General features: G+C 63.5%; 6 protein-coding genes. 5 read left to right on the top strand and 1 reads right to left on the bottom strand.

Going from position 1 to position 12,993, the window contains the following annotated elements; translation table 11 throughout:
* Positions 1-4: 4 nt before the first annotated feature.
* The 5 genes from EOC83_RS17635 (at position 5) to EOC83_RS17615 (ending at position 12,165) form a co-directional block, all read left to right on the top strand.
* Positions 5-5,527, top strand: a complete 5,523-nt coding sequence (locus EOC83_RS17635; protein WP_245441840.1) for a translocation/assembly module TamB domain-containing protein — start codon at positions 5-7, stop codon at positions 5,525-5,527.
* A gap of 266 nt (positions 5,528-5,793) precedes the next feature.
* Positions 5,794-7,446 (top strand): ABC transporter substrate-binding protein, encoded by a 1,653-nt coding sequence (locus EOC83_RS17630; RefSeq protein ID WP_013530882.1) that lies wholly within the window; start codon positions 5,794-5,796, stop codon positions 7,444-7,446.
* Between the two features lie 230 nt (positions 7,447-7,676).
* Positions 7,677-8,711: an ABC transporter permease gene (locus EOC83_RS17625; RefSeq protein ID WP_013530883.1), complete on the top strand. Its 1,035-nt coding sequence runs from the start codon at positions 7,677-7,679 to the stop codon at positions 8,709-8,711.
* A 12-nt stretch (positions 8,712-8,723) separates the two neighbouring features.
* Entirely contained in the window at positions 8,724-9,881 is a 1,158-nt protein-coding gene (locus EOC83_RS17620; RefSeq protein ID WP_013530884.1) for an ABC transporter permease, read from the top strand.
* Positions 9,882-9,948: 67 nt separating this feature from the next.
* A complete protein-coding gene (locus EOC83_RS17615) occupies positions 9,949-12,165 on the top strand; it encodes an ABC transporter ATP-binding protein (protein WP_063168510.1) in 2,217 nt (738 codons plus the stop codon).
* A gap of 34 nt (positions 12,166-12,199) precedes the next feature.
* Here EOC83_RS17615 and EOC83_RS17610 read toward each other — a convergent pair whose 3' ends face one another.
* Complete coding sequence (locus EOC83_RS17610; protein WP_013530886.1) at positions 12,200-12,790, bottom strand: transglycosylase SLT domain-containing protein; 591 nt, start codon at positions 12,788-12,790, stop codon at positions 12,200-12,202.
* Between the last annotated feature and the right edge of the window lie 203 nt (positions 12,791-12,993).

The following is a 12,993-nucleotide window of genomic DNA, read 5'->3' as shown; positions in this document are numbered from 1 at the left end:
GGGGGTGCTCAACGCCACCCGCCATGACGGCAAGCAAGGCAATGTCGATGCCAAGATCCACTTTGCGCCGGCGGACAACAGGCTCGATCTTGACCTCAAGGCCTCGGAGCCGGCAGGCGGCATCATCGCCAATCTGCTCAAGCTGCCCGATACGCCGCCGGTCGACATAATTGTCTCGGGCACCGGGCCGCTCGCCAATTGGAACGGCATCGGCACGTTCTCGGTCGACGGCAAGATCGTCACCCAGCTGACAGGCCGGCACCAACTGACCGACAAGGGTAATCATGTTGAGGCCAAGGGCGACGGCGATTTCGCTCGCTTCCTGCCTGAGAATCTCAAGCCGCTGTTTGCCGGCAAGACCAGCTTCGATGTCGCCGGCACCGCCACATCGGCCGGTGGCGTCAGTGTCGACCGCGCCAACATCGACAGCGATGCGGTGCACGGCACCGCGACCGGCATTGTCGATCCTGCCGGCGCCAGCGACCTCTCGATCGAACTCGCCGCCAAGGGTCCGCCCGTTGTGATCAGCGTCGGCAGCAAGGCGCAACCGATCACGCTGGCGATCAGCAATGCCACCGCCCGCGCCTTCGGCGACGGCAAGGCACCGATCATCGACATCGGCGCCTCCTTCGTCTCCATCGTCGCCGGCGGCACGCGGCTGGATGATCTGGCGGCGCAGATCCATTCCGACGGCTTTGACATCCAGAACCGCGCCGGGCCGGTCACCGTCAAGCTGCAGGCAGGTGGCCTCAACACCGACGTGGCGACGCTGGCGCCGCTGATCACCGGCAAGATCGATGTCGATCTGGCCGGGTCGGTCAGCAAGGATGCCATTGCCATCGACCAGGGCACGCTGCGCTCCGACGCGCTCAACGCCTCTCTGACGGCGACGGTGGCGCTTGCCGACCTGTCGATGCAGCTGAAGATGAACGCGGATGCCGTGGCGACGGCCTTTCCGCCGCAGATCGCCTCGGTGCTTGGCGCTCGGGTGAAATTCTCGGCCACCGCGGCCCGCGATCCGCAGGGATCCTTCGCCGCCAACTCGATCGAATTCACGTCCGGCACGCTCAGCGCCGCCGGCACGGCCAGCATGCAGGGCACCGACATCCGGGCCGACATCAAGGGCAAATTGGGCGACGTTTCCGTGCTGTCGCCGACAGTCGGCGTGCCGGTTGCCGGTGGCGTCGATTTCGCGCTGTCGGCAAGCGGCGCGATGACGGCGCCGGATTTCACCGTTACCGCCGATAGCGACAGCCTGACGGCATCGGGCCGCACGGTGAAGAGCATCAAGCTGACGGCGAGCGGCAAGGCCGATATCACCAGTCCCGCCGCCAACGTATCGCTGACCGGCTCCGTCAACGACCAGCCGCTCGATATCAAGGCAGCACTGGTGACAAGCGAGGGCAAGCGTTCGATCAACGGATTCCTGGTCTCGCTGGGCGACAACAAGGTCTCGGGCGATCTCGCGCTGGACGACAAGTACATGCCGCTCGGCACGCTGACGCTCGACGCGCCCGCTATCGACCAGTTGGCCGCACTCGCCGGCCAGGCGGTGACGGGCGACATCGACGGCACCATCGGCTTTGCCAAGGAGGGCGACGCGCCCTCCGTCGCGATCGATGCGAAGAGCACTTCGATCGCGCGTGGCGACGTGACGGCCAAGGCCATCACCGTCAATGCGCTGATCGCCAATTATCTCAAGGCGCCGGCGATCGCCGGTTCGATAAAGGCTGACAGCGTCACTTCCGGAACCACCGAAATCAGCGGCATCGGCGTCGACCTGAAGCGCGACGGCGATTGGACCAATTTCACCGGCGGCGCCACCATAGCGGGCATTCCGGCGACCGCTGCCGGCCGGGTGAAGATCGCCGACGGCAACACGAGCGTCGAGATTACCTCGGGCGAGGCGACGGTTCGCGGCATCAAGGCCGCAATCGCTCAGGCGTCGACACTGAGCATCGCCAACGGCACGGCCAGCATCGAGAAACTGGCGCTCGATGTCGGCGGCGGTTCGGTGACGCTGTCGGGCACTGCCGGTCAGACGCTCGACCTCGCGGCGCAATTTTCGGCACTGCCCGCGGCGCTCGCCAATGAATTTTCGCCCGGCCTCGACGCCGTCGGCACGCTCAGCGGCACGGCTGGAGTGACCGGGCCGCCGGCCGCTCCCGATGTCCGCTTCAATGCGCAACTGGCTGGCGTCGAAACCAGCCAGACTCGCCAGGCGGGGCTCGGAGCGCTGGCTGTCGACGCGGCAGGCAGTTACACCATGGCCGGCGGCGTGGTGCTCCATCAGGCGACACTGACCGGTGACAAGATTTCCGGCAAGGCAGCCGGCACCCTCAATCCGAACGGCGCCAGCGATTTTGCGCTCGATCTCATCTCATCCGGCCCCAGCCTGCCCCTGATTGTCGGCAGCGCCGGGAGCCCGGTCAAGATCGAAATCCGGTCCTTGTCGGCAAAGGTGGCGGGCGAGAGCACGCGGGCCCGCCTGGATGTCTCTGCGATCCTGCCCTCGATCGTCACCAGTCCAGCGAGGGTGGACGGGCTTGCCCTGGCGTTGCACTCGGATGCGTTCGATCTGAAGAACCGCGCAGGGCCAGTTTCCGGCACAGTGTCGGTGGACAAGGTCGGTCTCGACAATCCGGTGATTGCGCCGCTGATCGCCGGCAAGGTCACGGCGGCGCTCAGCGGTCGCCTGACAGCCGATGCGGTTGCCATAGACAGCGGCTCGCTCAAGAGCGATGCGCTGAACAGCCAGGTTGCCGGCCAGGTATCGCTGCGTGACGGTGCCATCGACCTCAATCTGAAGGCGGATGCCCCATCGTCGGCCTTGCCGGCGGCGGCACGCGGCATGCTTGGCGAACGCGCTGAGATCAGCGCCACGCTGAAGCGCGACCCCAACGGCAGTATCGCTATAGGCGGATTGAAGCTGACCTCGGGCGCGCTGACCGCAGACGGGCAAGCCAGCCTTGCCGACAACAAGGTGGCCGCCGACATCAAGGGTGCGCTGAGCGATATCTCGCTGCTGTCGAAAGACGCCAAGGGCGCCATCGCTTTTGCGTTGAACGCGCAGGGCCCGGCCGCGGCGCCGGACCTGTCGTTGACCATCGACAGCGACCGCCTTCTCGTGGCGGCGCGAGAGATCACCGGGCTGAAGCTGACCGCCACCGGCAAGGCCGATGCCGCCAATCCGGCGGCGAATGTGCAGCTGACCGGCAATGTCGCCGGCCAGGCGCTGCAAGGTAGTGCCGTGCTGGCGACGGCGGACGGCAAGAGCGCCATCAATGGCCTGCTGCTGTCGCTCGGCAAGAACAGGATTTCCGGCGATCTGGCGCTGGATGAAAAGTTCGTGCCGGTCGGCACCATCGCGCTCGACCTGCCCGATATCGGCCCGCTGGCAGCACTTGCCCTGGAGAAGGCCGAAGGCGATGTGCGCGGCACGATCGCCTTTTCGAAGAACGGCAATGCGCCACAGGTCGCAATCAAGGCGGCGACAGCATCGATTACGCGCGGCGACCTGCAGGCGAAAGCCGTCTCGATCGATGCGCTGGTCGCCAACTATCTGGCGGCGCCCGTGATCTCCGGAAAGATCCGCGCCGACACCGTCACGTCGGGCGGCACCGTGATCAGCGGCATCGATGTCGACTTGAAGCGCGACGGCGACTGGACCGGCTTCTCCGGCGGCGCAACCGTCAAGGGCATTCCGGCACAGGCCGCCGGCCGGGTGAAAGTGGCCAACGGCACGACGACCATCGAGCTTGCCTCCGGCCAGGCGACTGTCCAGGGCATCAAGACGGCCATCGCCCAGGCCTCGACCGTCAGCATTGCCAACGGCACAACGACGCTGGACCGGCTCGTGCTCAACCTTGGCGGTGGTACGGCGACGGTGACCGGCAAGGTCGGCACGGCGCTCGACATCAATGCGACGCTGGCGCGGGTGCCGATGTCGCTCGCCAACAGTTTCTCGCCGGGGCTCGACGCCGCCGGTTCGATCTCAGGCACGGTCAAGGTGACGGGTGCGCCGGCGAACCCCGCCATTGTCTTCAACCTCGACGCGGCCGGCGTGCGGACCTCGCAGACGCGCGGTGCCGGTGTCGGTGCGGTGAGTGTCTCCTCGTCGGGCACCTTCGGCGGCAACAAGCTGACCTTCAATGCCAATGTCGGCGATGGCGCCGGCCTTGGCCTCAAGGGCGGCGGCACCGTGACAACGGCCGGCACGCCGTCACTGGTGCTCGACTTCAATGGCGTCGTGCCGTTCGGCCTGCTCAGCCAGAAGCTGGCCGCGCAGGGTCTGTCTTTGTCTGGAACCGCCAATGTCAACGTGCAGGTGCGCGGTCCCGCGACATCGCCCGTCATCGGCGGCAGCATCAGCACCTCGGGTGCGCGCCTTGTCGATGCGCGCTCCGGCCTCGCCGTCAACGATCTCGCCGCCGATGTCTCGATTGCCGGCGGCGTCGCCAGGATCAACCGGCTGACCGGAACGCTGTCGACGCGCGGCAGCCTGTCGGCCAGCGGCACGGTCGGCATCAACCCGGCGCAGGGTTTCCCGGCCGACCTGTCGATCAAGCTGGTCGACGGCCGCTATACGGACGGCAGGGTGGTGACCGCCAATCTCGGCGGCGACCTGACGATCAAGGGACCGCTGACCTCCGCACCGGTCATCGCCGGTACCGTCAATCTCGCCAAGACGGTGATCACCGTTCCCGACAAATTGCCGGGCTCGCTGGCGGCGCTCGACGTCAAGCACAAGAACGCGCCGGGCGCGGTCAAGGCGCAGGACAAGGCGCTGCGGCCGCCGACGACCAGCGGCAAGGGCGGCGGTAGCGGCCTTGCGCTCGATGTCACGGTCAACGCGCCGAATCAGATCTTCATCCAGGGCAGGGGCGTTGATGCCGAACTTGGCGGCTCGCTGAAGCTGACCGGCCCGGCCTCGTCGCCGCAAGCGGTCGGCACCTTCACCTTGCAGCGCGGACGACTGTCGATCCTCGGCAAGCGGCTGACCTTCACCGAAGGCACGGTCGGGTTTTCCGGCTCGCTGGTGCCCTATCTCAATTTGACGGCGACCACGACGACGACCAGCGCCACCGTCACCATCGTGGTGTCGGGCGAAGCGACCAATCCGAAGTTCACCTTCTCCTCGGTGCCGGCGCTGCCCGAGGATGAGGTGCTGGCGCAATTGATCTTCGGCCGCTCGATGTCGAACCTGTCGCCGCTGCAGATCGCCCAGCTCGCCGAAGCGGCGGGGCAGCTGGCCGGCGTCGGCGGCTCGACGTCGCTGCTGGAAAACCTGCGCAGCGCAATTGGCGTCGACGATCTCGACGTCACCACCGACGACCAGGGCGGCACGGCGGTTTCGGCCGGCAAATACCTCAACGACCGCACCTATGTCACCATCCAGAAGGGCGACAAGCCTGGCTCGGGCAAGGCGACGATCGACCTCAATGTCGGGCGCGGCGTCAAGCTGCGCGGCGAGGCCAACGATGCCGGCGAAGCCAAGGGCGGCATCTTCTACGAGAAGGAATACTGACAGTCCGGCGGGGCTTTTGGCCTCATGGTGGATCGATTCTGGTGCTGTGCGGGCCAGAGTAAATGTCTCAGTTTAATCGACTATCGCGATTCCAGAAGAATCCGTCGGACAGTAGCAAATTTGCGCCAAGACTGTCGTTATCACGCGAACCGCTCCCCTTTCAAAGTTGCACATTCCCTAACATGTTCTCAATCCACGCCGTCTTTGACATCATGGCCTGGATGCGGAATGTTAAAAGGCGGAAAGCCAACAATGGGAGTTAAGTCATGACAATTTATAAGAGTAATGGCGATCGCGTTCCGGATCACATCCTGGCCATGGCCGAAGAAGCCAAGGCAGGCAAGGTGGACCGCCGCGAATTCCTGGCCATGGCCAGCGTCTTCGGCGCATCGACGGCAATGGCTTACGGCTTGCTCGGCCTCGCCGATCCGACGCCGGCGAAGGCCGAAGAGGTAAAGGGCAAGAAGGGCGGCACGCTGAAGATCGCCCAGTGGATCAAAGATCCCAAGGACCCGCGCAAGGCCGACTGGTCGGAAATCGCCAATGCCGAGCGCCAGGCGCTCGAGCCGCTGGTCAAGTACACCTCCGAATACACGTTTCGCCCCTATCTGCTGGAAAGCTGGGACGTCAACGACGACGCCACGCAGTATACGCTGCATGTGCGCAAGGGCGTCACCTGGTCGAATGGCGATGCCTTCACCGCCGATGACGTCATCTTCAACCTGAAGCGCTGGGCTGACAAGAAAGCCGAAGGCAATTCCATGCCCGGCCGTCTCGGCTCGCTGGTCAAGGACGACAAGCTCGACGAGAGCGCCGTGACCAAGCCGGACGACCACACGGTCGTGCTTAAGCTCAGCAAGCCGGACATCGCGCTGATTCCGAACATGTGCGACTATCCCGGGCTGATCGTCCACAAGACCTTCGATGAGAAGGGCGGCGACTTCAAGGCCTGCCCGATCGGCACCGGTCCGTTCGAACTCGTCTCCTACGATGTCGGTCAGAAGGTGGTCTACAAGCGCCGCACCGATGACAAGTGGTGGGACGGCGAAGTGTTCCTCGATGGCCTGGAATTCATCGACTACGGCACCGATCCGGCAGCCATGGTCAGCGCTTTCGAGGCCGGCGAAGTGCACACCAACTTCGAGACTTCGGCCGACTATGTGTCGATCCTCGACGGCATGGACCTGGTGAAGTCGGAAATCGTCACCGCGTCGACCATCGTCTGCCGCACCAACGTCAACAACAAGCCCTATGGCGACCAGAAGGTGCGCAACGCGCTGCAGCTTGCGGTCGACAACAATGTCGTCTTGCAGCTCGGCTACGGCAATGCCGGCTCGGTCGCCGAAAACCACCATGTCTGCTCGATCCATCCGGAATATTACGAGCTGCCCAAGGTTGCCCGTGATCCGGCCAAGGCGAAGGCGCTGATGGCGGAAGCCGGCCAAGCCGACTTCGAACACGAGCTGATCACCGTCGACGAAGACTGGCATAAGAACACCGGCGATGCGATCGCCGCCCAGCTGCGCGACGCCGGCATCAAGGTGAAGCGCACCGTTCTGCCGGGTTCCACGTTCTGGAACGACTGGACGAAGTATCCGCTGTCGATGACCAACTGGAACATGCGTCCGCTCGGCGTCCAGGTTCTGGCCATCGCCTATCGCACCGGCGAGGCCTGGAACGAGGCCGGCTGGTCGAATCCGGACTGGGATGCCAAGCTCAATGCGGCGCTCGCCGTTGCCGACGCCGCCAAGCGCAAGGACATGATGAAGGACATCGAGCAGATACTGCAGGATTCCGGCATCATGATCCAGCCGTACTGGCGCAAGCTCTACAGCCACTCGGTGAAGGCGGTGCAGAACTACAAGATGCACCCGACCTTCGAGCGCGACTACGGCAAGGTCTGGCTCGACCAGGCTTGATATCGCATCGACATGGAGGGAAGGGGCTCGCTCCCTTCCCTCGCTCTTTGCATTGTCCGTCCCTGCTGGTCCGCACATTCTCAAAAAAGTTGCGGACTCGCGGGCAAGGCCATGCAACAAAAACAGGGTTGATCGCATCCGAAGGCCTGTTTGACAGCCAGCCCCGCCGGTCACGGCAGGGTTGGCTTTCATAGCCGGCTCAAACCCCAACCCATCGGCAGGGGGCCGCCATGCTTTCCTTCGTTATCAGGCGTCTTGGCACCATGGCATTGACGATGCTGTGCCTGACCATGGTCGTCTTCTTCCTGATCAACCTCGAACCCAATCTGAAGAAGCTGGCGATCAGCCAGACCGAAATGCATACGTCGGCCGAGCAGCTCGAGAGCTGGCTGGTCAACCATGGCTACCGGCAGAACTTCTTCGTCCGCTACGGCCAGTGGCTTGGTGTCTTGCCCAAGCAGCCGGTAACCGACCCGGCGACCGGCAAGCCGGCGCAGCGTTTCTCCTTCTGCAACGATCCGCTCGTGCCGACCTTTGCCGGCGTTTTCCAGGGCGATTTCGGCTGCTCGACCAAGTTCAAGGCGACCGTCGCCTCAAAACTGTTTCCGGCACTCGGCGCTACGGGCATCCTGATGTTCTGGGTGCTGGCGGTGATGGTGCCGATCTCGCTGCTGATCGGCATTCTGGCCGGCATGCGTGAGGGGTCGCGAACCGACCGGGTGCTGTCCGTGGCGTCGATCGCCTCGACGGCGACGCCTGAATATGTGTCGGGCGTCATCTTCACCGTCATCTTCGCCTCATGGCTAGGCTGGCTGAACGGCTCGGCGGCTTCGGCCAGCCAGGGCATCACCTTCTACAATTTCACACTGCCGGTGATGACGCTGGCGATCTACGGCATCGGCTATATCGCCCGCATGACGCGAGCTTCGATGGTCGAAGTGATGACGCAGCAATATATCCGTACTGCGCGGTTGAAGGGTCTCTCCTTCGGCAGCGTGGTGGTCAAACATGCCTTGCGCAACGCGCTGATCGCACCGTTCACCGTCATCATGCTGCAATTCCCTTGGCTGCTCACCGGCGTCGTCATCGTCGAGGTGATGTTCCGCTACCAGGGCTTCGGCTACACGCTGGTCGAGGCGGCCGGCAACAACGATATCGACCTTTTGCTCGGCTGCTCGCTGGTCTCGGTGTTCATCGTCTTGATCACGCAGCTCATTTCCGATGTCGGCTACGCATTTCTCAATCCGCGTATCAGAGTTCAGTAGGGAGCGAAGCCGATGCCGGTTCAATACATCAGTGGCTTCACCGTCGTTTTCGAAGTGCTGTCGCGCTTCTGGCCGGTCTGGATCGCGCTCGTCATCGTCATGGGCGCGAGCTTCGCCTACAAGAAGAAGCTGGCGCTCTACGGCCAGCTGTTCGACAGCGGTGTCGGCATTGTCGGCGTCGGCATCTGCCTGTTCTGGCTGTTCACGGCGATCTTCGCCGCGACCATATCGCCCTTCGATCCGCTGGCCCAGATTCCGATCATGAAGGACGTGCTGCCGGGCGCCGTCGAACCGCAGTCGGGGCTGACCTATCTGTTCGGCGGCGACAAGCTGGCGCGCGACGTGTTTTCGCGCATGGTCTATGGCAGCCAGATCGTGCTGATCATCGCGCCTGCCGCGACCGGCTTCGCGCTGATGGTCGGCATCACGCTCGGCCTGCCCGCCGGCTATTACGGCGGCAAGATCGACACCGTGCTGTCGTTCCTGGCCAACCTTGTGCTCGCCTTCCCGGTGATCCTGCTGTTCTACCTCTTGGTGACGCCGGGTATCATGGACACGCCGATCCCGTACGGCATGGCCGGCGTGTTCTTCCTGTTCCCGATCATCTTCTTCAGCGTGCTGTTCTGGACCCGCTACAAGAACCGGCCCGACCGGCTCTACATCCTGCTCGGCATCACCCTGATCCTCGGTGGCTGGATCTATCTCGGCCTTGTGTTCGATAAGGACCCGCTGCACATCGTCCATATCGATCCAAACCAGCTCAACATCTTCGTGGCGGTGGTGTTCGCCTCCAGCCCCGGCGTGTTCCGCATCGTGCGTGGCCTGGTGATGGACATCAAGACGCGCGACTATGTGGCGGCGGCGCAGACGCGCGGTGAATCGCCCTGGTACATCATGCTGTGGGAGATCCTGCCCAATGCGCGCGGGCCATTGATCGTCGATGCCTGCCTGCGCATCGGCTACACCACCATCCTGCTCGGCACGCTCGGTTATTTCGGCCTTGGCCTGGCGCCGGAAAGTCCGGACTGGGGCACCGCGATCAAGGACGCCAGCCGCCTGCTGCGCTCCTTCATCCATCCGGCGCTGCCGCCGACCATCGCACTGATGTCGTTCGTGCTGGGCTTGAACCTGCTCGCCGACTCGCTGCGCGAACAATCGATGAAAGACTGATGTCGCGGGTTTCGACCCGATGGGCCTGAGAGAAACAGGCCTGGAAGAACCAGGATTGGAGCGACCCATGAACGAGGCAGTTCGAAATCCCGCCAAGCCGACCCCCGGGCCAACCAAAGGGCCGATCATCGAGATCGAGAACCTGTCGATCTCCTTCTTCACCCGCAAGGGCGAGATACCGGCGGTCATGGATTTTTCCTGCACCGTCATGCCGGGCGAGGCGATGGGCATCGTCGGCGAATCCGGCTGCGGCAAGTCGACCGTGTCGCTCGGCATCATGCGCGACCTCTCCAACATCGGGAAGATCGTCGGCGGCAAGATCAAGTTCCAGGGCAAGGACATGGGCGAACTCTCCGACGAGGAGTTGCGTTCCATCCGCGGCAACAAGATCGCCATGATCTACCAGGAGCCGATGGCGAGCCTGAACCCGGCGATGAAGGTCGGCCAGCAGCTGATGGAAGTGCCGCTGATCCACGACAAGGTGTCGAAGGAAGAGGCCTATAAACGCGCCCTCGATATGGTGCGCTCGGTCAAATTGCCCGATCCCGAGCGTATGATGCGCTCCTATCCGCACCAGCTCTCCGGCGGCCAGCAGCAGCGCATCGTCATTGCCATGGCGCTGCTGTCGAAGCCGGCGCTGCTTTTGCTCGACGAGCCGACGACGGCGCTCGACGTGACGGTGGAGGCGGGCATCGTCGATCTGGTCAAGGGGCTGGGCGAGAAGTTCGGCACGTCGATGATCTTCGTGTCGCACAATCTCGGCCTGATCCTGGAAACCTGCGATCGCATCACCGTGATGTATTCGGGCGAAGCGGTGGAGACCGGCAAGATCAAGGACGTGTTCGACCGGATGCGCCACCCCTATACGCAAGGGCTGTTCCGCTCGATCCCGCTGCCGGGCGCCGACAAGAACTCACGGCCGCTGATCTCCATCCCCGGACAGCTGCCGCTGCCGCACGAGCGGCCCAAGGGCTGCAATTTCGGCCCGCGCTGCCACCATTTCGTCGAGGGTGTCTGCAACGCCGCCGAAATCCCGATGATCGAGGTCGCTGGTCATGAAGGCCATTTCTCGCGCTGCGTGCGCTTCAACGAGATCGACTGGGAAGCGCTGCCACCCGGTGCCAAGAAGGTCAATGAGCGCGTCATGCCCGGCGCGCCGGTGCTCAAGATCGAGGACCTCAGAAAATATTACAGGGTCGGCGGCAGCGAGGTGTTCGGCTCGAGCGAGGGCCGCGTCGTCAAGGCCAACGAGACGATCTCGTTCATGGCGCGCGAATCCGAGACGGTCGCCATCGTCGGCGAATCCGGCTGCGGAAAGTCGACGCTGGCCAAGGTGCTGCTCGGGCTGGAGACGGCAAGTGCCGGCACGGTGACGCTGGGCAACACGGAAATCCAGTCGACGGGGATCGACAAACGGAGCGTCGACACGGTGTCGTCGATCCAGATGGTGTTCCAGAATCCGTTCGACACGCTCAATCCCAGCCATTCGGTCGGTTCGCAGATCATCCGCACGCTGGAGAAGTTCAATGTCGGCAAGACGGTTGCCGATCGCCGCAAGCGGATGCTGGAGCTGCTCGACCTGGTGAAGCTGCCGCGGGCATTCGAAACCCGCAAGCCGCGTCAGCTTTCGGGCGGCCAGAAGCAGCGCATCGGCGTGGCGCGAGCCTTTGCCGGTGACGCCAAGGTGGTGGTGGCCGACGAGCCGGTCTCGGCATTGGACGTGTCGGTGCAGGCGGCGGTGACCGAACTGCTGATGGACATCCAGCGCAAGAACAAGACGACGATGCTGTTTATCAGCCACGATCTGTCCGTCGTTCGCTACATCGCCGACCGCGTCGTCGTCATGTATCTCGGCTATATCGTCGAGCAAGGCACGACCGACCAGATCTTCGCACCGCCCTATCATCCCTATACCGAGGCGCTGCTGTCGGCGATCCCGATCGCCGACACGAGTGTCGTGAAGAAGCACATCGTGCTGGAAGGCGACATCCCGTCGGCGATGAACCCGCCATCCGGGTGTCCGTTCCAGACCCGTTGCGGCTACAAGAAGCTGGTGCCGGACAATCTCTGCGAGACCAAGGTGCCGCCGGTCAAGCATCTCGGCGACGGTCATATGAGCCTGTGCTGGCTCTCCGACGACGTGCTGGCCAAGATGGAGCCCGTGATCAAGTTCGACAAGGAACACGCCGCGCACGAAGGTATGCCGGACGACGCGCCGCATGGCGATGGCCCCGGTTTTGCTGGCACGCCACCAAAGCGTCCGCGCGGCAAAAGGCCGAGCTGACAGTCCGAAGATCGAGATCAACGATGCGGCAAGCTCAGTTCCCGCACTCGCTCAACTGCTGGGCATAGTCCCGCGCCATCTTGTCGGTGGCCCGGGCATAGCCCTGCACACCGGCATCGCCCCTGTTGCCGCGGCCATAGGCGGTCCAGCCGAGATAGTAGGCAAGGTAGAGATTGTAGGTGTCGTTGCGGGCGACGCCGTAGGTGTCAGATGTCTTGGAATGATACCAGCCGACGAAATCGACCGCATCGGCGAATTTCGTCCGCCGCGCCGCCCAGTTGCCGGTCTCGCGCTGATATTGCGACCAGGTGCCGTCCAGCGCCTGCGAGAAGCCGGTGGCCGTGGAGACGTGCTTCCACGGAATGAAGCCGAGCAGCTTGGTACGCGGCGGCCTTGCATTGCTCTTGAAGCCCGATTCCTTGCGCACCGTCGCCATCAGTACGGGAACGGGAATGCCATATTTCTGTTGGGTGCGCTCGGCGGCAGACTGCCAGTTGTCGAACCAGCCGTCATTCTGGTCGAAGACGGCGCAGACATTGTTGATGTGATTGGGCGGCGTGGCGCAGGCCGAAAGCGCCAGCAGCACGCAAACCGCACCAATTTTACTAAAACTCGAACTACGCATCGGCAGAGCAATAGGCCGAAATCATAAAGGGAATCTTGCAGCGTCCATTAACGCTTCGCCCGAGCGGTCGCTCGAGGAAATCCCATATCAACAATCCGACATATTTCGTCGTATTCTATAAATGGATACTGCGGAAATGCCGCCGTGGCTAAAATCACGCCCGCAAACGGCGTATTTATGACAGCTTGCCTGGTTTGCCGGGG

Origin of the sequence: Mesorhizobium sp. Primo-A, from assembly GCF_003997175.1 — a bacterium.
GTDB classification, from domain to species: domain Bacteria; phylum Pseudomonadota; class Alphaproteobacteria; order Rhizobiales; family Rhizobiaceae; genus Mesorhizobium; species Mesorhizobium ciceri.
The sequence above is the reverse complement of the archived record's forward strand: the minus strand, read 5'-3'. Positions and strand labels throughout refer to the sequence as shown.

Bases quoted from the DNA above. Each gene is read 5' to 3' on its own strand.
- EOC83_RS17630 (WP_013530882.1), top strand. From the start codon at position 5,794: ATGACAATTTATAAGAGTAATGGCGATCGCGTTCCGGATCACATCCTG.
- EOC83_RS17615 (WP_063168510.1), top strand. From the start codon at position 9,949: ATGAACGAGGCAGTTCGAAATCCCGCCAAGCCGACCCCCGGGCCAACC.
- EOC83_RS17620 (WP_013530884.1), top strand. From the start codon at position 8,724: ATGCCGGTTCAATACATCAGTGGCTTCACCGTCGTTTTCGAAGTGCTG.
- EOC83_RS17610 (WP_013530886.1), bottom strand. From the start codon at position 12,790: ATGCGTAGTTCGAGTTTTAGTAAAATTGGTGCGGTTTGCGTGCTGCTG.
- EOC83_RS17625 (WP_013530883.1), top strand. From the start codon at position 7,677: ATGCTTTCCTTCGTTATCAGGCGTCTTGGCACCATGGCATTGACGATG.